The sequence below is a fragment of the Streptomyces sp. NPDC088124 genome, assembly GCF_040685895.1.
Lineage (GTDB): Bacteria > Actinomycetota > Actinomycetes > Streptomycetales > Streptomycetaceae > Streptomyces.
In genome coordinates this window covers 18094-42429 of record NZ_JBFBJB010000027.1, presented here as the reverse complement: position 1 = coordinate 42429, position 24336 = coordinate 18094, and the positions used below count along the sequence as shown (strand labels likewise).

The 24336-nt window shown below is 72.1% G+C and carries 23 protein-coding genes and 2 pseudogenes; 10 read left to right on the top strand and 15 right to left on the bottom strand.

Annotated features, from left to right (window positions below):
* The first annotated feature begins 50 nt into the window (after window positions 1–50).
* Window positions 51–1080: pseudogene (locus AB0P17_RS22845) on the top strand (serine/threonine-protein kinase).
* 218 nt (window positions 1081–1298) lie between these two features.
* The gene (locus tag AB0P17_RS22840; protein ID WP_365813693.1) at window positions 1299–2183 is read left to right on the top strand and encodes an aminoglycoside phosphotransferase family protein; all 885 of its coding nucleotides are present in this window, start codon (window positions 1299–1301) and stop codon (window positions 2181–2183) included.
* Between the two features lie 72 nt (window positions 2184–2255).
* On the opposite strand, the pseudogene AB0P17_RS22835 reads toward AB0P17_RS22840, so the two are convergent.
* Window positions 2256–3384: pseudogene (locus AB0P17_RS22835) on the bottom strand (NAD(P)/FAD-dependent oxidoreductase).
* A gap of 53 nt (window positions 3385–3437) precedes the next feature.
* Here AB0P17_RS22835 and AB0P17_RS22830 point away from each other — a divergent pair.
* The 3 genes from AB0P17_RS22830 (at window position 3438) to AB0P17_RS22820 (ending at window position 6073) form a co-directional block, all read left to right on the top strand.
* On the top strand, window positions 3438–4130 hold the full coding sequence (locus AB0P17_RS22830; protein WP_365813691.1) for a TetR/AcrR family transcriptional regulator C-terminal domain-containing protein: 693 nt from the start codon (window positions 3438–3440) through the stop codon (window positions 4128–4130).
* A gap of 123 nt (window positions 4131–4253) precedes the next feature.
* Window positions 4254–5042, top strand: a complete 789-nt coding sequence (locus AB0P17_RS22825; RefSeq protein ID WP_365813689.1) for a class I SAM-dependent methyltransferase — start codon at window positions 4254–4256, stop codon at window positions 5040–5042.
* Window positions 5043–5449: 407 nt separating this feature from the next.
* Window positions 5450–6073, top strand: a complete 624-nt coding sequence (locus tag AB0P17_RS22820; RefSeq protein WP_365813785.1) for a histidine phosphatase family protein — start codon at window positions 5450–5452, stop codon at window positions 6071–6073.
* A gap of 10 nt (window positions 6074–6083) precedes the next feature.
* Here the strand turns inward: AB0P17_RS22820 and AB0P17_RS22815 are convergent, their stop codons facing one another.
* Entirely contained in the window at window positions 6084–6647 is a 564-nt protein-coding gene (locus tag AB0P17_RS22815) for a CGNR zinc finger domain-containing protein (RefSeq protein ID WP_365813687.1), read from the bottom strand.
* 56 nt (window positions 6648–6703) lie between these two features.
* On the opposite strand from AB0P17_RS22815, the gene AB0P17_RS22810 reads away from it, so the two are divergent.
* Window positions 6704–7930 carry an MFS transporter gene (locus tag AB0P17_RS22810; RefSeq protein WP_365813685.1) on the top strand — a complete coding sequence of 409 codons (1227 nt, stop codon included), beginning with the start codon at window positions 6704–6706 and terminating at the stop codon, window positions 7928–7930.
* Window positions 7931–7933: 3 nt separating this feature from the next.
* Here AB0P17_RS22810 and AB0P17_RS22805 read toward each other — a convergent pair whose 3' ends face one another.
* The 4 genes from AB0P17_RS22805 to AB0P17_RS22790 all read right to left on the bottom strand — a co-directional run bounded on the left by AB0P17_RS22805 (window position 7934) and on the right by AB0P17_RS22790 (window position 12595).
* The gene (locus AB0P17_RS22805; RefSeq protein WP_365813683.1) at window positions 7934–8593 is read right to left on the bottom strand and encodes an NAD(P)H-dependent oxidoreductase; all 660 of its coding nucleotides are present in this window, start codon (window positions 8591–8593) and stop codon (window positions 7934–7936) included.
* Between the two features lie 166 nt (window positions 8594–8759).
* Window positions 8760–10946, bottom strand: a complete 2187-nt coding sequence (locus AB0P17_RS22800; RefSeq protein ID WP_365813681.1) for an ATP-binding domain-containing protein — start codon at window positions 10944–10946, stop codon at window positions 8760–8762.
* Between the two features lie 68 nt (window positions 10947–11014).
* Window positions 11015–11698, bottom strand: a complete 684-nt coding sequence (locus AB0P17_RS22795; RefSeq protein WP_365813679.1) for a TetR family transcriptional regulator — start codon at window positions 11696–11698, stop codon at window positions 11015–11017.
* Window positions 11699–11773: 75 nt separating this feature from the next.
* A complete protein-coding gene (locus tag AB0P17_RS22790) occupies window positions 11774–12595 on the bottom strand; it encodes a TetR/AcrR family transcriptional regulator (protein ID WP_365813677.1) in 822 nt (273 codons plus the stop codon).
* A 114-nt stretch (window positions 12596–12709) separates the two neighbouring features.
* Between AB0P17_RS22790 and AB0P17_RS22785 the strand changes: the two genes are divergently transcribed.
* On the top strand, window positions 12710–13678 hold the full coding sequence (locus AB0P17_RS22785; RefSeq protein WP_365813675.1) for an ATP-binding cassette domain-containing protein: 969 nt from the start codon (window positions 12710–12712) through the stop codon (window positions 13676–13678).
* Window positions 13679–13748: 70 nt separating this feature from the next.
* The gene (locus AB0P17_RS22780) at window positions 13749–14486 is read left to right on the top strand and encodes an ABC transporter permease (RefSeq protein WP_365813784.1); all 738 of its coding nucleotides are present in this window, start codon (window positions 13749–13751) and stop codon (window positions 14484–14486) included.
* Here the strand turns inward: AB0P17_RS22780 and AB0P17_RS22775 are convergent.
* From AB0P17_RS22775 to AB0P17_RS22765, 3 genes are all read right to left on the bottom strand, one after another.
* On the bottom strand, window positions 14467–15639 hold the full coding sequence (locus AB0P17_RS22775) for a phosphotransferase (protein WP_365813673.1): 1173 nt from the start codon (window positions 15637–15639) through the stop codon (window positions 14467–14469). The two genes, AB0P17_RS22780 and AB0P17_RS22775, sit on opposite strands and share 20 nt — an antisense overlap.
* A gap of 240 nt (window positions 15640–15879) precedes the next feature.
* Window positions 15880–16263, bottom strand: coding sequence for an HAD family hydrolase (locus AB0P17_RS22770; RefSeq protein WP_365813671.1), 384 nt, complete (start codon window positions 16261–16263; stop codon window positions 15880–15882).
* Between the two features lie 469 nt (window positions 16264–16732).
* Entirely contained in the window at window positions 16733–17710 is a 978-nt protein-coding gene (locus tag AB0P17_RS22765) for a GntR family transcriptional regulator (protein ID WP_365813669.1), read from the bottom strand.
* A 154-nt stretch (window positions 17711–17864) separates the two neighbouring features.
* On the opposite strand from AB0P17_RS22765, the gene AB0P17_RS22760 reads away from it, so the two are divergent.
* The gene (locus tag AB0P17_RS22760; RefSeq protein ID WP_365813667.1) at window positions 17865–18056 is read left to right on the top strand and encodes a hypothetical protein; all 192 of its coding nucleotides are present in this window, start codon (window positions 17865–17867) and stop codon (window positions 18054–18056) included.
* Window positions 18057–18125: 69 nt separating this feature from the next.
* Here AB0P17_RS22760 and AB0P17_RS22755 read toward each other — a convergent pair whose 3' ends face one another.
* The 3 genes from AB0P17_RS22755 to AB0P17_RS22745 form a co-directional block, all read right to left on the bottom strand.
* Window positions 18126–19382 (bottom strand): GNAT family N-acetyltransferase, encoded by a 1257-nt coding sequence (locus tag AB0P17_RS22755; RefSeq protein ID WP_365813665.1) that lies wholly within the window; start codon window positions 19380–19382, stop codon window positions 18126–18128.
* Between the two features lie 68 nt (window positions 19383–19450).
* Complete coding sequence (locus AB0P17_RS22750; RefSeq protein ID WP_365813663.1) at window positions 19451–20500, bottom strand: asparaginase; 1050 nt, start codon at window positions 20498–20500, stop codon at window positions 19451–19453.
* A 73-nt stretch (window positions 20501–20573) separates the two neighbouring features.
* Window positions 20574–21254 (bottom strand): ABC transporter substrate-binding protein, encoded by a 681-nt coding sequence (locus AB0P17_RS22745; RefSeq protein ID WP_365813661.1) that lies wholly within the window; start codon window positions 21252–21254, stop codon window positions 20574–20576.
* A 166-nt stretch (window positions 21255–21420) separates the two neighbouring features.
* On the opposite strand from AB0P17_RS22745, the gene dtd reads away from it, so the two are divergent.
* Window positions 21421–21858 (top strand): D-aminoacyl-tRNA deacylase, encoded by a 438-nt coding sequence (dtd, locus tag AB0P17_RS22740; RefSeq protein WP_365813658.1) that lies wholly within the window; start codon window positions 21421–21423, stop codon window positions 21856–21858.
* Window positions 21859–21909: 51 nt separating this feature from the next.
* Here dtd and AB0P17_RS22735 read toward each other — a convergent pair whose 3' ends face one another.
* From AB0P17_RS22735 to AB0P17_RS22725, 3 genes are read right to left on the bottom strand one after another with little or no spacing between them, the layout of a single operon-like run.
* Window positions 21910–22890: a folate-binding protein gene (locus tag AB0P17_RS22735; RefSeq protein ID WP_365813783.1), complete on the bottom strand. Its 981-nt coding sequence runs from the start codon at window positions 22888–22890 to the stop codon at window positions 21910–21912.
* A gap of 37 nt (window positions 22891–22927) precedes the next feature.
* Entirely contained in the window at window positions 22928–23371 is a 444-nt protein-coding gene (locus AB0P17_RS22730) for a transcriptional repressor (protein ID WP_365813657.1), read from the bottom strand.
* A 55-nt stretch (window positions 23372–23426) separates the two neighbouring features.
* Window positions 23427–23999, bottom strand: coding sequence for an FABP family protein (locus tag AB0P17_RS22725; protein WP_365813655.1), 573 nt, complete (start codon window positions 23997–23999; stop codon window positions 23427–23429).
* Between the last annotated feature and the right edge of the window lie 337 nt (window positions 24000–24336).

Below are 24336 nucleotides of genomic sequence, written 5' to 3'. Positions count from 1 at the left end.
GGCAGTCGGTGGGCACTCGGGTGCATGGTGGAAACGGGGTCGGCATTCCAATGCAGCTATCGGCCGCGCATCCCGATACGCCGGAAAGCACACGCTTGGCCTCCTACAGCACGGTCTCCACGTCCCTCGCCCTGCACAGTGATCGCCGGCTGGGCGAGCTCGTCGACGCCGCCCTACCTCTTGGCTCCGGTATCGGCGGGAGGTCCTCGCTGCTGGAGGTTGGCGGGAAGCCGGTCTTCGTGAAGCGGGTGCCGCTCACGGACATGGAGCGGCTGCCGGAGCACGCACGATCCACGACCAACCTGTTCGGGATTCCCACCTTCTGCCAGTACGGCGTCGGTGGGGGGCCTGGTTTCGGGGCATGGCGGGAGCTCGCCGTTCACACCATGACGAGGGCCGGACACGGCCGCGCTTCCCGAGGAACTCGCGGACGTGGAGCGGGTCGTGGCCTATTGGGGAGGCAGGCCGGAGGTGCGTTGTCGTATCGAGGCGCTCCAGCAGTCCTCTGCGAGCCTCGTGCTGTTCCTGGAGTACATCCCTCAGACGCTCGACGAGTGGCTTACCGAGCAGATACAGGCTGGTGAAGAGTCTGCCGACCGGGCTTGTTCCCTGGTGGAGGGCGAGTTGGAGGCTGGTACGTCCTTCATGAACGCTCGTGGGCTTCTGCACTTCGACGCACATTTTCAGAACATCCTGATCGACGGCCGACGCCTTTACTTCGCCGACTACGGCCTCGCCATCTCGTCCCAATTCGATCTGTCACCGTCCGAGACCAGCTTCTTCGAACTGCACGGGACCTACGATCGCTGCTACACACGCAGTTGGCTGGTGAACAGGCTGATCACGAAGCTTTACGGATACGAGCGGAAAGAACGCGAGGCGCTTGTCCGCGCATGCGCGGAAGGGGAGGACCCGCCGGACGGGCCACAAGAGGCCAGGGCGATCCTCTCCCGCCATGCACCGCTCGCCGCGGTGATGACGGACTTCTACGGCAAGGTCCAGGACGAGAACAGGGAGACCCCGTATCCGTTGGAGGAGCTCCGCCGGGCTCTCCATGGAGACAGGTCCCGTCGCGGCTGAGCAGACACTTCATCTTGTCCTGAGCTCAGATCCGGGGCCCCGTCGGCACATCGCCGTCAATCCCGAAGTCGTGGATGCCATGTCGCTCTACGCCTCCCCTCACCGGCGCCGTCTCCATCAGCGCCGTCACACACCAGAGTTGACGTGAGGCATCTGCCCGGGAAGACCGGCAAAAATCGCTGTCCCCCCGCGGACCGCCTCGTTAGGGTCTCGGACCGATGATGCACGAGAATGAGATTGCGACCGACGGCGCGCTGGTGCGACGGCTGCTCACGCACCAATTCCCGCAATGGGCGGATCTGCCCATCAGCCCGGTGGACTCCGCTGGCACCGAGAACGCGATCTACCGGCTGGGCGACGAGCTTGTGGCCCGGTTGCCCCGGGTGGAGGGTGCTGTCGGCCAAGTGGACTTCGAGCAGGACTGGTTGCCACGGCTCGCCCCCTGCCTCCCCACTGCCGTGCCCGAGCCGATCGCCGTGGGACAACCGGGACACGGGTATCCCTTCCCGTGGGCGATCAGCCGCTGGATCTACGGCTCGCACCCCACCACCGAGCCGGACGAGCTTTCCGACGGCCACCGGCTCGCCAGAGACCTCGGCGAGTTCGTCACAGCCCTGCGCAAGGCCGACACCACTGGGGCCCGCCGGGGCTACCGGAGCGTGCCCCTGCGCACCCGCGACGCCTCCGTACGGGAGTGGACCGCCAAGGCAGCGGACGACATCGACGCCCCCGCTCTCCTGTCCGCCTGGGAACAAGCCCTCGACCAGCCGGACTGGGACGGGCCACCCCAGTGGACACACGGCGATCTCCTCCCCGGCAACATCCTCGTCAACGACGGTCGGCTCCGAGCGGTGATCGACTTCGGCGCTGCGGGCGTGGGCGACCCCGCCTGCGATGCCATCGCCGCATGGACGCTGCTCAGTGCGGAGACCCGGGAAACCTTCCGCGCGGCAGGAGGATTCGACGACGACGCCTGGGCCCGGGGACGAGGCTGGGCACTCACCTTCGTCAGCGGGATCGTCTATTACCGCCACACCAACCCCACCATGGCCGAGCTGGGACGCCGCGCCGTCACCGAGGTCCTCGCAGAACTGGCCGGATGAACCACACCTCTGCGGCGAAGGGCACGGAAACGTGCGGCGAGCTGCTGATGCCGGCGCTCTCGCGTTTGGCGGTCAGGATGGCTGGACTTCGTCGAAGAGGGCCAGAGCTTCGGCGGGGTCCGGGCTCACGAGGCGTTCCAGACCGGCCGTCGTGATCTTCGCCCATCCGCCGGCCCGTGCCCACATCTGTTCTTCGAAGGCGCGGACGGCCTCGTCCAGATCCCCAGGGCCGGTGGCAGTGGCGATGGACTCGGCGAGTTCGGCGCCCTCCAGCATCGCGAGGTTCGCGCCCGCCCCCAACGGGGGCATCAGGTGGGCGGCGTCGCCCAGGAGCGTCACCCCGGGGACGTGGGTCCAGGTGTGGGACACGGGCAGGACGTGGAGGGGGCGGTGGACGAACGCGGTGCCGTGGCGGAGGAGAGCGAGGACGGGCGCGGCCCAGCCGTCGAACAGAGTCAGCAGGCTCGATCGCACAGCCTCGGCGTCGGCCAGGTCCACGTTCGGGTACCAGTCCAGCGGCGCGCGGAACTGGGCGTACACCTTGACGTGACCGCCGCTGTTGCGCTGGGCGACGAGAGCCCGGTTCACGCCGTACACGGCTACGGAGCCGTCGCCGATCAACCGGGCGAGGTCGGGGTGGCGGGTGTCGACGTCGCCGAGGGAGGTCTCGACCAAGGTGACGCCGGTGTAGTGCGGCGTCACCGACGAGACTGCCGGGCGGATCCGGGACCAGGCGCCATCGGCGCCGACCACGAGGTCGAACGTTTCCTGTCGCCCGTCCGCGAAATGGACCAGTACGCCGTCCCGGGTCCCCGGCACCACCCGCGTCACGCCCCGTCCCCACTGGACGTCGAGAGGGCCGAGCAGCAGGTCACGGAGGTGTCCGCGGTCGATCTCGGGATTGGCCCGGTCATCCGGACGGGGCCGCCAGTCACGCAGGACGGTCCCGGCCGTGTCCAGGATGCGCATGGCCTGCCCCTCGGGACGGGACAGACAGTGCCTGGAACTCCGCCAGCAGCCCCGCCTTGTCCAGCGCGAGCTGACCCAGCCCCTCGTGCAGGTCCAGTGTGCCGCCCGGGGGGCGGGCGTCGGGGGCGGGATCGCGTTCGAGGACGGTGACGGGATGGTCATGGCGGTGCAGGACGCGGGCGAAGGCAAGGCCGGCAGGACCGCCCCCGACCACTGCGATGCGGCGTCTCATGTCAATACACTGTATTGCTCACATACGATGTATCGCAACGGTACGGTGTGAGCATGACTGTCTGGGACCGGCCGGAACCGCCGACTCGCCCCGTACCGCTCGACCGGGAGCGGATCGTCGCCGCCGCCATCGCGCTGGCCGACGAGGGCGGGCTGGAGGCGGTGTCGTTGCGCAGGGTCGCCGCCCGGCTGAACGCCGGCCCGATGCGGCTGTACGGATACATCTCCACCAAGGAGGAGCTGTTCGACCTCATGGTGGACGAGGTCCAGGCCGAGATCCTCCCCGAGGAGCAGCCCGGTGGCTGGCGGGAGGCGCTGCGCGTCCTCGCCCACCGCACCAGGCAGGCCGCTCTCCGTCACGAATGGCTGGCCGACCTGCTCGGCGGTCGCCCGTCCCTGGGGCCGAACGGCCTCGCCGTGACCGAGACCACGCTGGCCGCCTTCGACGGCCTCACCGATGTCGACACCGTCATGCGCGCCGTGGAGACTGTCAGCGCCTACTTCACCGGCGCGATCAGGCGCGAGATCGCGAACCTGCGGGCCGAGCGCGCCACGGGCCTGTCCAAGCACGACTGGCAGCGCGCCCACGGCCCTCATGTGACGAGAATGCTGGCCACCGGCCGCTTCCCGGCGCTGGCCAAGGCCGTGTACGACGGCACGGACGTGGACGCCGAGGCATCCTTCACGACCGGCCTGGAGTGGGTCCTGGACGCCGTGGCCGCCCAACTCACCCGGCCGCCGGCGTGACGTCCGGCTCCTGCGGGAGGTGAGCGAGGTCGTGGGCGGTGTCGCCCGGTTCCGGCAGGTGGGAGCCGCCTACCCCGGGAACTCGGGTGACGCCCTCGGAAGCCCTCGGTAGCCTCCCGGATCATGACATCCTCCGCCGCCCCTGCCGCCCCCTCCGCCTCGTCCTCCCCGCCGCCCCTGCACGCCCACCTCGACTTCAACTCGCCGCTCTCACCGGCACGGGCGGCCCGCCTCGTCGAACGCCTCGCCGCGAGCGGACCGTCCACCGTGCTCGATCTCGGCTGCGGCTGGGGTGAGTTGCTGCTCCGGCTGCTGGCGGCGGCGCCGGGTGCCGCCGGTACCGGGGTCGACATGAACGGGGAGCTGCTGGCGCGGGGACGCGCGAACGCCGCGGAGCGCGGACTCGGCGACCGGGCCACGTTCGTCGAAGGGGCCGTCGCCGACTTCGCCCCCGGCCGCGGCGACGTCGTCCTGTGCGTCGGTTCGAGTCACACGTTCGGGGACGCCGCGCCACCGGCTCACACCGAGGTGGCGCTGCGCGCCCTGCGGGAGCGGGTGGACGTCGGCGGCCGGGTGCTGTTCGGCGAGGGATTCTGGCAGCGGCCGCCCACGGACGGCGAACTCGCGGCCATGTGGCCCGACGCGTCCGCGGACGAGCAGACGGACCTGGCCACGCTCGTCGGTCTCGCGGGCGCCGCCGGGTTCCGGCCCCTGTGGATCGAGACGGCCTCCCTCGACGAGTGGGAGCACTTCGAGTCCGGATATCTCGCCGGCAAGGAGGAGTGGCTCGCCGCCAACGGCGGCCATCCCGACGCCGGCTCCGTCCGCGCCGCGGCCGACGCGCACCGGGCGATGTGGCTGGGCTACCGGGGCATCCTCGGTTTCGCCTACCTCACCCTCGTGGCGTGCTGACCCTGAGTGATCTGTTTACGGTGATGTGTACGGGGTCCGTCGCGCGGCGGTCCCCCGCGGGAAGGTCGCCGCGAGGGCTTCCCGGGGTCAGGAGCCCTGGTCCGCGAGGCCCGCGCCTCCTCCGGTATCAGTACTGACGGCTCCTGGCGCATCGACATCGGCCACGACGCGGGGACGGACGCCCTGGTCGTCCGGGTGACCGTGAAGGGCGCCCAAGGAACCGTCACCCTGCGCGCGGACGCCCGGGGCCGCATCACCGAACCCGCCGCCGCACCCCGCTGACCGCCCGTCACCGGACCGCCTCACCGCGGCCCGCGAGGACCCACCGTGCCCCGGAGCCGGCCCATCGGGGAGAGTGGCTGTCTGCAGTCGACCATCAAGGGAACCGATGGAAAGAGGCACGGACGATCATGAGTGACGCACCCCGGTGGCTCTATCTCGCCCGGCACGGCGAGGCGACGGCGGACGAGACCGCGCTGACCGCCAACGGCCGCCGGCAGGCCGTGCTGCTCGGCCGGCGGCTGCGCGACGTACCCCTGTCGGCGGTGCACCACGGGCCGCTCCCCCGGGCCGAGGAGACGGCCGCCCTGCTCACCGCCGAGCTCGACGGCGTACCGGCACACCGGTCGGAGGCGGCCGGCGACTACATCCCGCATCTGCCGCGGCGGGAGGAGCTGCAGCCGGATTCCGCCGACGCCCTGCTCGCCTTTCTCGCGGAGGTGACGGAGGAGGAGGCTCGGCTCGGCAGCGCCCTGGCGCGCGAGGCGCAGGCGCGGTTCACCGGTACGGTCACCGGTGACACGCCCCGCCACGAACTGGTCGTCACACACAACTTCCTCATCGGCTGGCTGGTGCGCGCGGCCCTCGACGCGCCCCCCTCTCGCTGGCTGGGCCTCAACTTCGCCAACGCCGCGCTGACAGTGATCCGTTACGCGCCCGACAGGCCGCCCATCGTGGTCTGCGCGAACGACATGCGGCATCTGCCCGACGAACTGCGCTGGACCGGGTTTCCGCCCGAGTACCGGTTCTGAGCGCCGCGCGTCAGACCGTCCTGGCGGCCCGGCGGTGCGCCGCGACCCTCTCGCGGGTCGCGCACCGCCGGGAGCAGTAGCGGCGGGCCGGCCCCGCGCCCTGGGTGAGGAAGACGTTCCGGCAGCTCGACGAGGCGCAGAGGCCGCCCGGCGGGCGCTGCCGGTCCCAGACCAGGACGGTCAGGGCGAGACAGGACGAGGCGAGCAGCCACTCGCCCCACGGGGCCTCGTCGTCGCTGTCGAGGTGCGGATGCCAGGGCGTGCGGCCCTCGTGCGAGGTGAGGCGCACGGTGCCGAGAGTGCGCCCCAGGAGACGGTTGAGGACCGCCGCGGCGGCGTCCACGCCGGGTGCGGCGAAGACCTCGCGCAGGTGCAGTGCCGCCGAGCGCAGCTCCGCCACGTCGTCCGCCGAGAGCCGTACGGGGCCGGGCTCGCCGTGGGCGAGCAGGACGTCCGCGACGGCGTCCGGTTCCGGCGGGTCCCCGTCCTCCGAGGCAGTCAGGGCGTTGACCAGGGCGACGGTGCGGTCCGCCGCGGCCCGTACCGAGAGCCGGGTCGAGAAAGGGGGCTCCATGGCGCGACTGTAACGCATCTGGCGGATATTTGAGTTACGTGAGTAACGTCCCGCACATGAAGAGGCGTTACGCGCTCCCGGTGTACGTCGCCGGCGCCACGGCGGCCCGTACCGGCGACGAGATGTCCGGCCCAGCCCTGCTGGCGGCCGCACTGGCGGCCACCGGATCCGCGTCCACCGCGTCGTCGCTGCTGGCCGGGGTCATGGTCGCGGCGGCGGTCGGCGGACCGCTCTTCGGCATGCTCCTCGACCGGTCGGCCGCGCCGGGGCGGCTGCTCGGCGGGGCGCTCGCCCTGTACGCGGCGGGGCTCGGCGTCCTTCTGGCCCTGGTGCACCTGGACCGCGTGCCGCTCTGGACCGCCCTCCTCGTCGCGGTGGCCGCCGGGCTGCCCGGGCCGGCCCTGTCCGGGGGCTGGACCTCCCAACTGCCGCGCGTCGTACCGCCGGACGGGCTGCGGCGCGCCACCGCACAGGACGCGATGACCTTCCACGTCGCGAGCCTCGCGGGGCCCGCGCTGGCCGGTGCCGTCGCAGCGCTCCACGGGGCACCGGCCGGGGTGCTCGTGTCCGTCGCGCTGATCTGCGCCGCTCTGCCGTCGGCGCTGACGCTCCCCGTCGTCGGACCGTCCGGCGCCCAGCCGTCCGGCGCCGGGCCGCCCGCCTCTCCTGCTCCGGTCGTCGCCGAACTCGCCGCCGGATTCCGCGCCGTGGCACGCGCCCGGCCGCTGGCCCGCGCGACGGCGGCGTCGGTCGTCTCGTCCGTGGGCAGGGGCATGCTGATCGTCTGCTGCCCCCTGCTGGGCGAGCAGGCCTTCGGTACGGCGGGCCACGGCGCGCTCCTGCTCTCCGTCGTCGCCGCCTCCGCCCTCGCGGCCAACGCGGCGCTCTCCCGGCCGCGGGCCCCGGCCCCCGCGCCGGACGCCGTCCTGTGGCTGGGCAGCCTCGCCGTGGCCGTCGCCCTGGTCCTCGCGGCGACCGGCCGGCCCGCCCTGGTCCTGGCCGCGATGGTGCTGGCCGGTGCCGGGGAAGGCCCGCAGCTCACCGCCCTCTTCGCGATACGCCACCGGGAGGCGCCCGACCGGCTGCGGGGGCAGGTCTTCACCACGGGTGCCAGCCTCAAGATCACCGGATACGCTCTCGGCGCCGCCCTCGCCGGACCGGTCGCCACCTGGTCGCTGCCGGGCGCGCTGCTGACGGCGGCCGCGTTCGAGGCACTGGCGGTCGCGGTGTGCGCCGCGTTCCGCCCACCGCCCGCCTCCCGGAGCCGCCTCAGACCGCCCTGAGGCTCAGACCGCCTTGAGCGTGACGGCCTCGGCGAGCGCCGCCTCGATCGCGCGCTTGCGCCGCTCGGGCCCGTAGTTGATGCCCTCGGCGCGGACGAATTCGAGGTTCCGCACCCCGATGAAGGCGAAGAAGCTGCTGAGGTAGGTCTCCTGGTGGTCGAAGCCCCCCGTCGGGGTGTCCGCCACGTACTCGCCGCCGCGCGAGGAGGCGACGATGACGCGCTTGTCGCCCGCCAGCCCCTCGGGGCCCTGTGAGGTGTAGCGGAAGGTCTTGCCCGAGACCGGCAGGGTGTCGATCCACGACTTGAGCTGGCTGGGGATGCCGAAGTTGTACATCGGGGCACCGATCACGACGACCTCCGCGGCCAGGAACTCGCCCAACGCCTCGTCGAGCCTGCTCAGTTCGCCCAGTGCGCGGGCACCCGCGTCGATGTCCGTACCGGCCGCCACGACCGGGTCCATGGACGCCTCCTGCACCATGGAGGCCAGCTTGAGCTTCTGGACGGCCTCCGAGTGGTGCGGCAGCGGCTCGGCGGCGACATCGCGGTACGTGACCTCAAGGCCGGGGTGCTCGGCCCTGAAGCGGGCGACGACGGCCGCCGAGATCTGGCGGCTGGCCGACTCGGCGCCCGAGATGCTGGAGTCGATGTGCAGAAGCTTCATGAAAATGGCCTCGCTGGTGCGCCCGGAACACCTGGATCCGGTTCATCTGGACATGGACGGAATATCGCTGTACGACCGCATACGGATAAGGCTCCCCACTTCGCCGAGAGCAACGTACAGCCCAGGGCTTCCGTTCCGCTTCCGCCCCCTGCCCGAACGCCGTCCGTCAGCGGCCCGGCGCCGCCAACTCCCCCGGGAGCGGGCGGCTGTGGACGATGTCCAGGCGGGAGACCGCGCGAGTGAGCGCCACGTACAGCCGGTGTGCCCCGCGCGCCTCGGCCGCCATGACGGCCGCCGGTTCGACCAGGACGACATGGTCGTACTCCAGCCCCTTCGCGGCCGTCGCGGGCAGCACCGTCACCCGCGCCGCCGTCGCGCCGAGGTCGTCCGCCGTCGCGGTGGCCACCCCCGCCCCGGCGAGTACGGTACGGAGCCGCTCCGCCTCGGCTCCGGCCGCGATCACGCCGATCGAGCCCTCGCGGGCGAGCGCCCGGCGTACGGCGTCGACCACCGCCGCGTCCAGGCCGCCGGTCCCGTCGTCCGGCCCGCCCGGCGCGCCCGGCCCGTCCGGCCCAGTGATCGTCAGCTCCCCCGCACCCCGCAGGGAACGCGCCGGCGGTACGTCGACGTCGAGCGAGGCGAGCAGCCGGTTGGCGAGTTCCACGACCGCGCCGGGCACCCGGAATCCGGTGGTCAGCGGCGTCACGACCGCGTCGGGGCGGCCGAGATGGGTGAGCAGCTCGGGCCAGGAGCGGGCCGCCCACGGGGTGGTGCCCTGCGCGAGATCCCCCAGCACCGTCAGCGAACCGAAGGACACCCGGCGCGCGATCGCCCGGCACTCCATCGGGGAGAGGTCCTGCGCCTCGTCGATGACGACATGCCCGTACCCCTCGGGGTGTTCGATCAGCCCGGCGAGCTCGTCCAGCAGCACCAGATCGGCCGTGGACCAGCGCAGCGACCGAGCCGCCCGCGGCCCCGAGGGGACGCGCATCCCTGCGCGGCGGAGCGCCCGCCGCTCCTCGGCGGTGAGGATGCCGTCCGCCGGCGCCGCCGGATCGGCCAGCACCCCGGCCAGTACCTCCTCGGGGCTCGCCTTGGGCCAGACCGCGTCCAGATACGCGGTGACGGGGCGCGAGGTGCTCAGCCGCCGTACCCACAGCGCAGGCTGCGGCCCCGCGCGCCGCTCCGCCTGGAGCTGGAGGGCCCGTACGACACGGCTGCGCACCCGCTCCCGGCCGGTGCCGTACGGGGGCGCCTCGGCCCGTACCTCCGCGACGATACGGGCCAGTTCGCCGGGCCCGACGCGCCAGCGGTACGAGCCGTCCGGCACGACCAGGGGCGCCAACTGGGCCGTGTGCGTCGCGACCCGTCCGTACAGCGCGCGGCGCAGCACCTCCGCCATGCGGGCGTCGTGCTTGACGGCCGCGGTCTCCTCCGTGTCCTGGATCCGCACCGGATGGCGCGCGATCTCCTCGCCGACCGTCGACTGGCGGACACCGAGTTCACCGAGGCCGGGCAGGACTTCGGAGATGTAGGAGAGGAAGGTGCGGTTGGGCCCGAGCACCAGCAGCCCGCCGCGCCGCAGCCGCCGCGGGTAGGTGTAGAGGAGGTATGCGGCACGGTGCAGGCCGACGGCGGTCTTGCCGGTGCCGGGGGCGCCCTGGACGCAGAGGGAGCGGCCGAGTTCGGAGCGTACGAGTTCGTCCTGCTCGGGCTGGATGGTGGCGGCGATGTCACGCATGGGCCCGATACGGGGGCGCTCGATCTCACCGGTGAGGATGGCGCTCGCGGCGGGGCCGCTCGCCACCGTATCCGGCCCCAGCGGCTCGTCCTCCAGGCCGGTCAGGTCCGCCGGCTCCCCCTTGCTCCAGGGCGCCCACCCGAACCTGCGGCGTACGGCCACGCCCTGCGGGTCGGCGGCGCTCGCGCGGTAGAAGGCGCGCGAGACGGGCGCGCGCCAGTCGACCACGAGGGGCGGGGCGGCGGGGTGTTCGGTGACCCGGCGGCGGCCGATGTGATAGCTCTGCCCGCTGTGGTCGCCGGCCGCCGGGCCCTCGGTGAAGTCGAGCCGGCCGAAGAACAGCGGGCCCTCCGGCTCCTGCCGCAACTCCTTGGCGTAGCTGCGCAGATAGCGGCCGAGGACCTCGGCGTCCGCACCGGACGCGAAGGCGTTCTCGCCGGTGACGACCTGTTCGTGCGCGTCGTCCACCATGCCGGCCAGGGCGGCGCGGCAGACCTGGTGGTAGGTCCGCTCCTCGTCGAGCGCTTCGGAAGCCGCTTCGGAAGCCGCTTCGGAAGCCGTCCCGGATGCCGCCTCGGATGCCGTCTCGGGTCCCGCCTCGGATGCCGTCATTCCACCGAGAATAGCGTGACCAGGTAAAGAACGTTACTCAGTAAAACAAAAAGGTCGGGTCACCAGGGTCACCAGAGCACGAGCCCGTGGCGCAGCCGCTCGAAGGCCAGCTCCGCCGCCGCGACCGCGTCCGGATGGACCGCCCCGGCCGGTTCGCCCGCCGCGATCCGCCGCCAGTTCTCCTGCGCGAGGATGCGCTGTACGGCGATGATCTGCCCGGCGCCGAGCGCCCCCTCGATCCCGCCCCCGAGGGCGGCTGCCAGCGCCTCCTCGGAGCGCCGCTGGTATCCGTACAACCGGGCCACCAGGCTCGGCGTCCCGTACAGCAGCCGGTGGTACGCGAGCACGCCCTCGTGGTCGTTGAGGCCGGTCACCGGGTCGCGCCCGTCGAGTCCGGCCAGGAAGTGCAGGCGCAGCGCCTCCAGCGGGCGTACGCCGCCGGGCCGGCCCGCGACCACCCGCGCGGCCTGGTCCTCGTGGTCGGCGAACCGGTACAGCGCCAGGTCCTCCTTGGCGGGGAAGTACCGGAAGAGGGTCGGCTTGGAGATCTCGACCGCGGCGGCGACCTCCGCGACCGAGACCCGGTCGAAGCCCTTCGCGAGGAAGAGCGCGATCGCGGTCTCCGAGATGTCCTGGTAGCGGCGCTGCCTCTTGCGCTCGCGCAGGCCGACCTCGGCATGGGGGGAGAAGTGGGGGGCCGGATGGGAGGCCGGGTCGGGGTCGAGGACCTCGTTGTCTTCGTCGCCGTTCATGACGGTGAAGCCTACGCAGCGGCGCCCCGGTGCCGGGGAGGCGGGGCATACGGCCTGACACCCCCGCCCGCCCGCTCACCCCGTGCGCCGGATCAGCGCCTCCACCCCGTCCAGGAGGCAGTTCAGGCCGAAGGCGAACTCGATGTCCGCCTCCTCCTCCCCGCCGGACCCGGCCTCGCCGAACCCTCCCTCGGCCATCACGCGGGCGATCGACGGATAGCGCGCCGGGTCGGCCAGCCGGCGGAGGGTGTTCTCATACCCCTCCATCACCTGCCGGGGCGTGGCACCGCTCGCCTCGACCGCCGCGTCCAGATCCGCCATCAGCAGCGCCTCGTTCCGTACGTAGCCGCTGACCAGCAGGATCACCGAGAGCCTGGTGCCGTCGTCCAGACCCGTGCCGTCCAGCGCCACCATCCCCCGCTCCCACCACGCCACCATGTTCGGCGTGCTGGGCGGGCCCGGGATCGGGAGGCGCAGCGCCCACAGGTTCCGGTGGAACGCCGCCCGCTGGCCCCGCGCCCAGAGCGTCAGCGCCTCGCGCCAGCCGACAGCCGGGTCCGGCGGCGGGGGCGGCGCGCCGAGAGCCGCTTCCATCATGAGGATGTACAGCTCGTTCTTGGCGGCGACGTACCGGTACAGCGACATCGTGGAGACGCCGAGTTCCTTGGCGACCCGCCCCATCGAGACCGCGGCCAGCCCTTCCGCCGCCGCGAGGCCGACCGCCGCGTCGACGATGCGCGCCAGGGTGAGGCCGGGCTTCGGCCCCTTGGACGGGCGGTCGCGCAGCCCCCATGCCGCCTCGATGCTGGCGGGAAGCCCGGGCGGCCCCAGGGGTCCCGAAGAGCCCGGACGCCCCGTACCGCCGTCGCCGGCCGCGCTGTTCGCGTTGCCCGTCATCGCCGCACCTCTCTTCTGCCGCTCCCCGCCGCTTGACGCCCATCCTAGTAATGCGTAACCCTTACACAGTAACGCGTATGTCATACGCAGAAGAGACCCGAAGGGGGAACGATCGTGCGTTCACAACCGGCCGTCGAAGCCACCGGCCTCGAAAAGTCCTACAAGGGGCAGGGGAAAACACCCGTCCACGTCCTCCGCGGTATCGACCTCCGTGTCGAGCCCGGCACCGTCTTCGCCCTCCTCGGACCCAACGGCGCCGGCAAGACCACCGCCGTACGGATCCTCACCACCCTCACCACCCCCGACCGCGGCACCGCCCGCGTCGCCGGGCACGACATCGTCGCCGACCGGCGCCGCGTGCGCGGGACCATCAGCCTGACCGGGCAGTTCGCCGCCGTCGACGAGAAGCAGACCGGCGCCGAGAACCTCCGCATGATGGCCCGCCTCGGCGGACTCCCCCGGGACGCCGCCCGGCGCCGGGCCGCGGAACTCCTCGACCGGTTCGGGCTCACCGACTCCGGCCACCGCCTCGCCGCCACGTACTCCGGCGGCATGCGGCGCAGGCTCGACCTCGCCGCCGGGCTGGTCGGCGCCCCCGAGGTCGTCTTCCTCGACGAGCCGACGACCGGCCTCGACCCGCGCAGCCGCCAGGAGTTGTGGCAGGTCGTACAGGACCTCGCCGCGCAGGGCTCCACCGTCTTCCTCACCACCCAGTACCTGGAGGAGGCCGACCGGCTCGCGGACCGTATCGCGGTCATGGACCAGGGCCTGATCGCCGCCGAGGGCACCGCGGACGAGCTGAAGAGCCTGGTCTCCGGCCACCGGCTCGACCTCGTACTCACCAGCCCCGACGCCTATCTGCGCCTCGCGGACCGCGCGGTGCACCACGTCCCCGGGTCACTCACGCTCGGCCTGCCGACCGACGGCAGCGCCGCCCAGGTGCGCGCCCTGCTGGACGAGATCGACCCGGACGGTACGGAGGTGGCGCGCTTCGCCGTCCACAGCGCCACCCTCGACGACGTGTTCCTGGCCCTCACCCGCTCGTCCGCCCACTCCCACCCGAAGGAGTCCGCCCGTGTCTGAGGCCCTGCCCCGCCCCGGCGCCCGCCCCGCCGCCGGTTCCGCCACCCGTTCCGCAGCCCGTTCCGCCACGCTGGCCGGCACCCTGGCCGGGCGCGGACTCCGCCTCAGCCGGCGCAACACGGACGCCGTCATCACCTCGATGATGCTCCCGGTGATGATGATGCTCGTCTTTGTCTACTTCTTCGGCGGCGCCATCAACACCGGGACCGAGTACGTCACCTACGTCGTCCCCGGCGTCCTGATCCTCTGCGCGGGCTACGGTTCGGCCGGCACCGCCGTCAGCGTCAGCGAGGACATGAAGGACGGCATCATCGACCGCTTCCGCTCCCTCGACGTCGGCGGTGCGCCGATCCTCGCCGGGCATGTCGCGGCGAGCGTCGTCCGCAACCTCGTCTCGACCGCGCTCGTCCTCGGCGTCGCCCTGCTGATCGGCTTCCGTCCCTCCGCGGGGCCGGCCGCCGCGCTCGCCGCCGCCGGGATCCTGATCGCCTTCATCATCGCGATGTCCTGGTTCTCGGCGGCCGTGGGACTGCTCGCCAAGTCCCCCGAGGCGGCCTCCGGTTTCACCTTCTTCGTACTGTTCCTGCCCTACCCGAGCAGCGCCTTCGTGCCCATCGGGACCATGCCGTCCTGGCTGCACGGCTTCGCCGACCACCAGCCGGTCACACCGGTGATCGAGTCGCTGCGCGGCCTGCTGCTGGGGCTGCCGGTGGGCACGGCGCCGTGGACCGCGCTGGCCTGGACCGCGGGGATCCTGGCCGTCTCACTGGGGCTGTCGGGCGTGCTGTTCAGGGCGCGGACGTCGTAGCCGCGTCCTCGTCCGGCTCGCGCGTCGTACGGAACCAGTTCCGGTAGGCGGTCATCACCTGCCGTACCGTCGGCGCCGCGTCCGCCCCGTACAACTCACGCTCCGCCGCGGCCAGTACGCGCTGGATCCGCCACGCCACCCGGGGCAGCACCCGCCAGTTCGACTCCGCGTCGGGGCCGAGCAGCAGCGCCGTACGGATGATGTCGGTGAAGACGGACTGCACCCGCTTGTACGCGAGGAGCAGCGGCAGGTCCTCCTCCCAGCCGTACGAACTCCCGGCGCGCGCCTCCTCCACCGCAGCCACCCACAGCTCCTTGACGCGCGCCTCCTCCTGCCTCGGATAGCCCATCAGGTGGAGGTGGGTGGCCAGGTCGTAGAGCGGATCGCCGATCATGGCGAGTTCCCAGTCGATGACCCAGAGGTCACCGCCCCGGTCGACGATCAGGTTCTTCCGGTGCAGATCGCAGTGGAGGAGGGCGAAGGGGCGCGAGCGCAGCTCCACGGTCCGCTTCCGCAGCCGGCCGAGGGCGTCCGCGCCGACGCCGAGTTCCGCGAAGAGCGTCCGGTAGGGCTCGCCGTGCCCCAGGTGGACCTGCTCCTCGGTGAACCGGATCAGCCGGTCCAGGAACGCCGCCGAGTCGCCCTCCGCCGTCCGGTCGTCCGGGGCGCAGATCCGCGTCACCCTGTGCTCCGCCAGCTCCTTCGGGTCGATCGAGACCAGTTGGCGGAAGAACTCCCGGAGTTGGCCGGCATGGCGCCGGGAGAGCCCACGGCCGGAGACCTGGTGTCCCGGCACCTGGCGGGCGTCGAGGGTCCGGCCCTCGATGAAGCCCTGGAGGTATACGCCGTCGTCCACCCTGATGATCTCCGGGATACGCACCACCCGGCCCTGGAGCGCGGTGAGCAACAGGTCCTCGGAGGCGAAGCAGCGCCGGTCGAACCAGAGCAGCCCGGGGCGGGGCGCACGGAGCTTGGCGCGCTCGAAACGGGCGCTGAGCGCGTTCGTGGCGGGCAGCGGAAAGGCGTACGTCTCGTGGTGGTAGCCGTTCAGGGGGCCGGTGACCCCCTGGCCGTCGCGGCTCAGCTCGCCCGCCTGCCTGCGAATGTCGGATCCCGTCGCGGATGCCCTGCGGGATGCCCTGCCGACTGTCATTGCCCTGTGCACTGTGCCTTATGCCCTCGGTACGGGTGATGTCTCTGAAGTACGTGGCTCTGCGGTGTATGTGGATCTGTGGTGTGTGTGGCGTGTCCGGCGCGTGTGGAGCCGTCCTGCGGAAGCTACCTCTCCGGTGGCCGCAGTGAGGGCAGGTCGGCGCCTTCTTCACCAACTCGGATCAGCGGTCGCCCGCCCACCGACGTCGCCCACGGACGACGTCGCGCAGCGACTATGGCATCAAAGGTGGCGGGTTTGGTGGACTTGGCGGACTTTGGCTGCCAACTTCGTCAAGTTGTCCGGAAGTTCGTCCATCACCACCCGTGCCCCCGCGCCGTACAGCACGTCGCTCTTCGTCTCCCTCGTCGCATACCCGAGAAAACGGACGCCGAGCTGCTCCGCAGCGCGGAGGTCGGCCTCCGCGTCACCGATCATCACCGACTCGCCCGCGGGTACGCCCGTCCACTTGAGCGCGCGTTCCAGGCAGTCCGGATGCGGCTTGAGCAGCCTCGGATCGTGCCGGCGTCCGTAGACGTGACCGCCGAAGCACCGGGTGAGGCCGGTCCGTTCGAGGTAGCGCCGCACGGCCCTCGGCGAGTTGTTCGTGGTGATCGCCAGAGCCACCCCGGCGTCACCGGGAACCTCCGAGGATGCCCCGGCCTTCAGGCCGGGGAGGAATCGGATTCCTGCGGAGCAGGGCGGGAAACGGGGTTTCGCCTCCAGGGCGAAAGACCGCCCGCAACGTCGGGTATCCTGGATGCCGTGCGTTGCGAGAACCAAGCGCGTACGACGTGTTGAGCGAGAACCAAGCCAACACGACGATCCCCCTTGCTTTGCTGTGCAAACCGGGCAGGTTCCGTCCCGGCCGGCGCTGAGGGAGTAAGACCATTCAGGTTGTCAACCTGTGAGGCTTCCTGAGTCAGGAATCCCCCCTGCTTTAGCTGGGGGAGGGTTCAAGTCGCTCCGTTCTTCGGGTTTCCGGGCCTTCGGGCCTTCAGGAATGCGGACCTTCAGGGCTCCACGCCTTCATGCCTTCAGGCCCTCGGACCGTCCGCCCCACATCCTGCCCCGAACCACACCCGTACGACACGGGTCATCCCAGCGCGAGGTCCGTCGCGATCGTCTCCCAGAGCGCGTCGAACCAGGCCCCCGACTCCGCCACGAACGCGTTGTCGCGCTGCGCCCGCAGCTCCCCCGACCCGAAGGAGAACAGCGTCGACCGGTCCCCGAGCGCGTCGTACATCTCGACGGACGTCCGGTGGATCTCCGTCTCGCGCACGGTGACCTTGTAGTACGCGAACAGCGCCTCGCTGCCGTTGAGCACGTACAGCTTCACCGGCGGCGTGAAGGGCAGCGCCTTGAACCGTACGTCGACGTCGATGCCCGCCGAGCGCATCCCCATCAGATGGTCGCTCAGGACCGTGCCGTGCGCGTTGCGCTGCTGGAGCCAGCGCTGGTGGACGAGGTCGCTCTCGTCCGGGTGCGTGCCGGTGGCGGCGACGGAGCGCGGGAACGCCAGGTCGATGTCGCGGTTGGGCAGCAGCACCCGGACCGTCACCGTGGCGGGCAGCGCGCCCGCACCCGGCATCCCGGAGCCGGCTTCGGCACCGGCCTCCGCCGACAGGGCCGCCCGGTCCCGGACGCGCAGGCGCTGCTCGCCCAGGGCCGCGCTCAGCGACTCCGCCGTCAGACAGAGGGCGTCTATCCGTACGTGCTCGGCCTCGAACGCGGCCATGATGCGCGGGCGCAGCGCGACCATCGTCTCCTGCGGCGCCTCGTCCCCGCCCGCCGCGGCCCGCCGGGCGGCGGCCCGCTCGGTGGCGGCGCGGTCGGCGATACGGGGCGGGGCGCCGCGCGTGACCTCGGTGAGCAGCCCGTCCTCCCGGAGGCGCCGCAGGGCCTGCCGGATCACCCCGCGCTGCACCCCGAACTCGGCCACCAGGTTCTTCTGCGTGGGCAGGGCCTGACCCGCTCCGAGCTCACCCGATTCGATACGGGCACGCAGGGCCTCCGCCACATCCTCCGGCGTGGGCTTTCCGGTGCCGTTCACAGCAGCCTGTTCAGACGTCACAACCCTACGTTACAACTTCCTGCCATCTCCTGGCAGTTGTAACAGTGAACTTGTTTATGGATCGCAACTTGGCGGGACAGCTTCATTAGTTGGCGTCGAGTTGGCAGCCAACTCGACTCCTGCTCTCCCCACCCGCCGTAAAGGAGTGACCGCCATGCCTGTGTCCGCGCTCCTCACCACAGCCTTCGGCATCGGGCTCGACCAGCTCGTGCACTGGCGCTTCGGCACCGCGGGGACCGTCGCGCTTCTCCTGCTCACCTTCGGCATCAAGGCCAGGAACGCCACCTGCGCGGGAATCGGCGCCGCGGTCCTGGCCCTCCTCGTCACCCGGCTCGGCCACGGTTGACCCCCGTACGGCCAACTGACCCTCGTACGGCCAACTGCCCGTCCTACGGACCGACCGGCCCCGTACGGATCAGAAGACGTCCGGACACCAAGGCCGCCGCCCCGTACGGAACAGCGCCTCCGCCACCGCCGCCGCCCCGGGCCGCTCCTCCGTCACCGTCCCCAGCGCCGCGAGCCGCAGCGCAGACGTGTCGCCCAGGTACAGCGCGCCCAGCTCCCGCACGTCCAGGGCCAGTCCGGCCGCCTCCGTCGTGGGGGCGCAGCTCGCGCCCTCCGGCGAGGCCTCCAGCCGGAAACGGCCGCCCGCCAGACCCGCCGCGTCGTGGATCTCCAGCACCAGCGCCCCGGGAACGGCGTACGTACGCGCCTCCAGGGCCCGTACGGTGTCGAGGATCCGCACCCACAGGTAGTCCGCCTGCGTCACGACGCGCGCCGCACGCGGGTCCGGCAGGAAGTGCGGCAGCAGGTCGTCCGGCGCGCGGTAACCCGTCCGCACCGTCGTGATCCAGTCGATCGAGCAGACGAACCGCCACAGCGCACGCTCGGCCGCCGGGGTCAGCGCGATCAGGTCCCGTACGGACGCGGTGTTCAGCGGCTGCTTGGCGTCGCCCCAGTTGCCGTCGGACGCGTACGTGGCCAGGCCCTCCACCTCACCCGCCGCCGAGCGGTACACCGCGTGGAAGGGCTCCACCCAGGCGTGTCCGGGTCCGTCGGGCGCCTGCCCGGTCTGCCTGAGCCACCAGCGCTCGTCCCGGCCGACCGCACCCGGCTGCCGCGCCCGGAAGCGCTCGTGCAGCTCGGGGCCGAGCTTCCGTACGTCCGCGCCGTCGACCAGGTCGATCCGGCCGCCGCCGTCCTCGGCGCCGGGGCCCGCCCAGCGCGGATCGAGCCCCGAGCGCGCCACGTCGACCGCCCACTCCGTGATCGACGCGGCGGGCCCGAAGCCGTACCGCCCGTAGATCGGGTACTCGGCGGCGATGAGCGTGGCGAGGGTGTCCCCGCGCTCCTTCGCCTGCGCCAGATCGGCCCCCATCATCCGGCCGAGCAGCCCGCGCCTGCGGTGGGTGGGCGAGACGGTGACGTTCGAGACCGCGTCGGCGGAGAGCACCGCGCCGCCGGGCACCGTCAGCTCCTGGGCGAAGGAACGGAAGGTCCCGACGCACCGCCCGTCCTCGAACGCCCCGCGCGTACGCGTGAGGTCCGCGCCCTCGCGCCGCCACGCCACCATCGCGTCCGAGTCTCCCGGCGGACGCAGGAAACCGGTGTTCAGGGCGCGATTCCAGTCGGGGAACTCGGCTTCGGTGACGGTACGGACCTCAGGGCTCATGGTCGGCACGGTATGCGCGCTCTCCCGGCGGCGCACCCGGTTTTCCGCCGGTCCCCCGAGGGCGGGAATCAGAACGCCGCCCGTACCGCCCCGACCTCCGCGCCCCCGCCCAGCAGCGGCGCGCGTCCGATCCGGCCCAGCACCTCCGCCTCGACGCCCAGGAGCTGGAGCGCCCGCGCCAGCACCGGGCCGAGCGCCCGCGCCCCGCCGTCGTCGATCTTGAACGCGAGCGCGCGGCCGTCCGCCAGCGCCACCGCCTGGACCGCCTCCGCGCCCATCTTGGAGAGCGTCCCCGGCACCTCCCGCATCAGCCAGGTGTCGGAGCGCCGCGTGCCCGCCACGTACTCGGGGTGCGCGCGCATCGCCGCCGCGACGCGCCCCTCGGCCGTCGTCGGCGCCGCGAGGACGAAGTGGCGGAAGGCGCGGGCGAGTCCGGTGAGGCTGAGGGCCATCAGCGGGGCGCCGCAGCCGTCCGTACCGACCGTGGCGACGTGTTCCCCGGCCGCCTCCTCGATCACCGTCAGCACGAGTCGCTGCAACGGGTGGGCGGGGTCGAGGTAGTTCTCCGTCGGCCAGCCGTTGAGCGCGCAGACGGCGAGCATGGCCGTGTGCTTGCCGGAGCAGTTCATCGTGATCCGCTCGCGCACCCCGCCCGCGGCGAGGTACGACTCCGCCTCCACCGGATCGAGCGGCAGGTCCGGCGGGGTCTGGAGGTCGTCGGGGGTCAGCCCGTACTCGGCGAGCATCGTCCGTACGAGGTCGAGGTGGAAGCCCTCGCCGGAGTGGCTCGCGGCGGCCAGCGCCAGCCGCTCCCCGGAGAGTTCGAGCCCGGCCCGCAGCACGGCCGCCGCCTGCATCGGCTTGTTGCTGGAGCGCGGGAAGACCGGCGCGCCCGGATCGCCCAGCTCCAGCTCGACCGTACCGTCGGCGGCGAGCAGCACCAGCGCGCCGCGGTGCCGTCCCTCGACGAAGCCGGAGCGTACGACCTCGGCGAGTACCGGCGCCGACACGTCCCGGGGTATGCCGGGGCCCGTACCGGTGCCGGGGCCCGTGCCCGGACCGGTGCCACCGGACGTACCGACCGCGGTGGACGTGCTGCTGGGCGTGGTGGAGGTCATCCTCGGCCTTCCGGAGAGGCAGGACGGACCCCGCCCACGCACGGACGGATCGGCGCCGGCATGAGCAGGCCGCCTACATGAGCAGGTCGTCTACTTGTGCTTCGCCTTCACGGTACCTGCGCGCGATCTCCGCGCTGCAATCGTCCGCCGTCCGCTGGAGCTGGTGACGGCGGCGCGAGAGCTGACGCTCGTTGCGCACCAGCCGCCTCATCGCCGAGTGCAACTCCTCGTCCGTACGCGCCTCCAGGTCCGACAGCTCCACCTCCGCCAGCGTCTCCGCGGCCAGCGCCCGGTACTCCGCGCTGCGCGGCGTGGAGAGCGTGACGTGCCGGGCGGAGCTGCGGTGCCGCGACGGGGCGTCGGTGAGGATCTCGGAGAGCCGGTCGAGCAACGGGGTCTCTGGCGCCGTACGGCGCGCCAACTCGGCCCGCAGGATGTCGATACGGCCCTGCAGCAGCCGCCGCAGATAGCTGAGGTCCCCCTCGTCCCGGTGCGAGTCCCGGCGCAGCGCGCGCAGTTCGGGCAGGAGCAGGACGCTGAAGTCGTACGGCCGCGGCGCGGGCAGCGCCGCCGTCCCCTCTCCGCCTCCCGGAGCCCCGCCCCCCGCACATCCCACCGGTCCACCGCCCACCGGTCCGCCGCCCACGGGGCCACCACTGCCGACCCCGCTGGTCGTACGGGTCGCCGGCGCGGGGCCGTGCGGCCTCGACCGCTGCGTCGGCTGTCCGGCGCCGGATGTGCTCGATGTGCTCATCGCGCGTATTTCCCCTCACTCCACTGGGGAGACCCGTCCCGCACACCGCTGGGGACCCCCATCCCTCGACGGGTGCCTGCCGCGCACCGCCTCTGTGCATCGTGCCACTCCCGGCACCGCGCAGGGGGGCGCTCCGCACCCGTTCGGCCCCGATAGGTTGGTCCGTATGCGAGCAGTGGTACAGAGAGTCGACGGCGCGAGCGTCGTCGCCGTGACCGGGTCCGGGACGGAAACCGTCGGCGAGATCGTCGGCGAAGGGCTGTGTGTGCTGGTGGGAGTCACCCACGAGGACACGGTGGAGCAGGCACGGCGGCTCGCCGACAAGCTCTGGTCGATACGGATGCTGGAGGGCGAGAAGTCCTGTTCGGAGGCGAACGCCCCGCTCCTGGTGATTTCGCAGTTCACTCTCTACGGGGACGCCCGGAAGGGCCGCCGTCCCACCTGGAACGCCGCCGCGCCGGGTCCGGTGGCCGAACCGCTGGTCGACGCGGTGGTCGCGCGGCTGCGGGAGCTGGGGGCGAAGGTGGAGACGGGCCGGTTCGGAGCGGAGATGCGCGTCTCGCTCACGAATCACGGCCCGTTCACGGTGCTGCTGGACTTCTAGGCCCTCCCGGGTACCTCCGGGCCCTCCCGTACCGCTGCCCGCCCCGGCGGCCTACGGCTCGACCACGACCTCCTGAGCCGCCGCCGTGTCCCCCGCCAGCAGCGGCGCGTCCACCGGCACATTGCGCTTGACCAGCGCCAGCGCGATCGGCCCCAGCTCGTGGTGGCGGGCCGAGGTGGTGATGAAGCCGAGCTGCCGCCCCTCGGCCCCGTCCGCCGCGAGCCGCACCGGCGCCCCGTGCCCGGGGAGGTGGACATCGCTGCCGTCGAGGTGCAGGAAGACCAGCCGGCGCGGCGGCTTCCCCAGGTTCTGGACGCGCGCCACGGTCTCCTGGCCCCGGTAGCACCCCTTGTCGAGGTGGACCGCGCCGCCGATCCACCCCACCTCGTGCGGGATGGTCCGGTGGTCGGTCTCGAAGCCGAGCCGCGGCCGGTGCGCCTCGACGCGGAGCGCCTCGTAGGCGAGGATCCCCGCCGGCGGACCGTGCTGCTCCGCGTACGCCGTCAGCCCGTCGCGCGGCAGGAAGAGATCACGGCCGTACGGGGTCTCCCGTACGACGACGCCCTCCGGTGGAGCGGCGATGGAGCCGGCCGGGAGGTGCACCACCGCGAAGTCGTCGGTACGGTCCGCGACCTCGACCCGGTAGAAGAACTTCATCGACTCCAGGTAGCCCACCAGGGCCTCCCGCGTCCCCGGCTCCACGTGTGCCCAGACCGTCGCGCCGTCGTCCACGAGGTACAGGGCGTGCTCGACGTGGCCGTGCGCGGAGAGGATCAGTGCCTCGGTGGCCCGGCCCACGGGCAGCTCCGTGACGTGCTGGGTGAGCAGCAGGTGCAGCCAGCTCAGCCGGTCGTCGCCGGTGACGGTGACGACGCCGCGGTGGGAGAGGTCGACGAAGCCGGTGCCGTCGGCGAGGGCGCGTTGTTCCCGGAACAGATCGCCGTAGTGCGCGGCGACGCCTTCGTCCTGGCCTTCGGCCGCGACGGCTCCGGGCAGGGTGAGGAGAGGGCTGGTGGTCGAGTGTCGCTGCATAGTCATGAAGCCTACGACTCACCCGGGCGGCGCCGGGTCACCCGGCGGCGTCACCGTCCGCGGCACGGGCCGTGCACTCCCGGCAGCGGCCGAAGATCGCGAAGTGCTTCATGTCCGTGGTGAAGCCGAAGTCGCGGCGCAGCTTGGCCGTGAACTCGGCGGCGACCTCGGTGTCCGCCTCGATCACCGCCGTGCAGTCCCGGCAGACCAGGTGTATGTGGTGGTGCCGGTCGGCCAGGTGGTACGTCGGAGCGCCGTGCCCGAGGTGGGCGTGCGAGACGAGGCCCAGCTCCTCCAGCAGCTCCAGCGTCCGGTAGACCGTGGAGATGTTCACCCCGGAGGCGGTTCTGCGGACCTCGCAGAGGATGTCGTCCGGCGTCGCGTGTTCGAGGGAGTCGACGGCTTCGAGGACAAGCTGGCGCTGAGGGGTCAGCCGGTAGCCGCGCTGCCGCAGATCGCTCTTCCAGTCGGTGCTCACCACGCCCCCAGTGTAGGCAGGCGTGGCGGCGGTCCTCCGCGGCTTCCCGCGGAGCGGACTACTTGAAGAAGGCGATGCCGTCGTCCGGGAGGTCACCGAGGTCCTTGGCCCACTCGGCGACCTGCTCCGGGCTGACGGTCTTCTTCAGGTGCGCCGACATGTACGGGCGCAGCGGCACCTCCGGGGTGGACTTCTCACCCACCCACATCAGGTCACCCTTGACGTACCCGTAGAGCCGCTTGCCCCCGCTGTAAGGACCGGAGGCCGCCGTACGGGCCACCGCGTCGGTCACCAGGTCGATCTGCGGCTTCTGGTCCCCCAGCTCGCCGTACCAGACCTCGACGACGCCCTGGTCCCGCACCATGACGACCTCGACCTTGCGGTCCTTGTCGATGCGCCAGAAGCCGGACTCGGACTCGATCGGCCTGACCTTCTTGCCCTCGGCGTCGAGCGCCCAGGTGTGCGACACGTACTCGATGAAGTCCCGGCCGTCGTGGCTGAAGGAGACTTCCTGCCCGAAGTTGGCCTTCTCCTCACCGGGGAAGTCGAAGACGCCGACGCCTTCCCAGTCGCCGAGGAGGAAGACGAGCGGAACGAGGTCCGGGTGCAGGTCGGAAGGGATCTCGATCATCAGCGCTGACCCTGGTAGAGCTTCTTCACGGCCAGACCGGTGAAGGCGAGCACGCCGACACAGACAAGGACCAGCAGGGCGGTGAAGAAAGCCTCAAGCACGGGGTGCTCCTCGGATGAACGGTATGACGCGGTACGGGCCGGGCCCCAGCCTAATGGGTGGGGCGCCGGCCCTCTCGACGAGGTGCGCCGAGGGGCAGACACCGGGGCACTTGTACGGCCCCGGCGGTCACCATCCTGACCGGGCCGAGTGATCCGGCCGCCGTGGCCGGCCCGCGTTCCGGCAGGGGCCGAGGAGGCCGGGCCCGCGCCGGGTGACCCGGCGAAGCACCCGTGAC

Coding starts and splice junctions, on each gene's coding strand:
- AB0P17_RS22795 (WP_365813679.1), bottom strand. CDS start 11,698: ATGAACGGCGACGAAGACAACGAGGTCCTCGACCCCGACCCGGCCTCC.
- AB0P17_RS22775 (WP_365813673.1), bottom strand. CDS start 15,639: ATGACAGTCGGCAGGGCATCCCGCAGGGCATCCGCGACGGGATCCGAC.
- AB0P17_RS22755 (WP_365813665.1), bottom strand. CDS start 19,382: ATGAGCCCTGAGGTCCGTACCGTCACCGAAGCCGAGTTCCCCGACTGG.
- AB0P17_RS22825 (WP_365813689.1), top strand. CDS start 4,254: ATGACATCCTCCGCCGCCCCTGCCGCCCCCTCCGCCTCGTCCTCCCCG.
- AB0P17_RS22745 (WP_365813661.1), bottom strand. CDS start 21,254: ATGAGCACATCGAGCACATCCGGCGCCGGACAGCCGACGCAGCGGTCG.
- AB0P17_RS22805 (WP_365813683.1), bottom strand. CDS start 8,593: ATGAAGCTTCTGCACATCGACTCCAGCATCTCGGGCGCCGAGTCGGCC.
- dtd (WP_365813658.1), top strand. CDS start 21,421: ATGCGAGCAGTGGTACAGAGAGTCGACGGCGCGAGCGTCGTCGCCGTG.
- AB0P17_RS22725 (WP_365813655.1), bottom strand. CDS start 23,999: ATGATCGAGATCCCTTCCGACCTGCACCCGGACCTCGTTCCGCTCGTC.
- AB0P17_RS22760 (WP_365813667.1), top strand. CDS start 17,865: ATGCCTGTGTCCGCGCTCCTCACCACAGCCTTCGGCATCGGGCTCGAC.
- AB0P17_RS22815 (WP_365813687.1), bottom strand. CDS start 6,647: ATGGAGCCCCCTTTCTCGACCCGGCTCTCGGTACGGGCCGCGGCGGAC.
- AB0P17_RS22810 (WP_365813685.1), top strand. CDS start 6,704: ATGAAGAGGCGTTACGCGCTCCCGGTGTACGTCGCCGGCGCCACGGCG.
- AB0P17_RS22800 (WP_365813681.1), bottom strand. CDS start 10,946: ATGACGGCATCCGAGGCGGGACCCGAGACGGCATCCGAGGCGGCATCC.
- AB0P17_RS22750 (WP_365813663.1), bottom strand. CDS start 20,500: ATGACCTCCACCACGCCCAGCAGCACGTCCACCGCGGTCGGTACGTCC.
- AB0P17_RS22790 (WP_365813677.1), bottom strand. CDS start 12,595: ATGACGGGCAACGCGAACAGCGCGGCCGGCGACGGCGGTACGGGGCGT.
- AB0P17_RS22735 (WP_365813783.1), bottom strand. CDS start 22,890: ATGCAGCGACACTCGACCACCAGCCCTCTCCTCACCCTGCCCGGAGCC.
- AB0P17_RS22840 (WP_365813693.1), top strand. CDS start 1,299: ATGATGCACGAGAATGAGATTGCGACCGACGGCGCGCTGGTGCGACGG.
- AB0P17_RS22830 (WP_365813691.1), top strand. CDS start 3,438: ATGACTGTCTGGGACCGGCCGGAACCGCCGACTCGCCCCGTACCGCTC.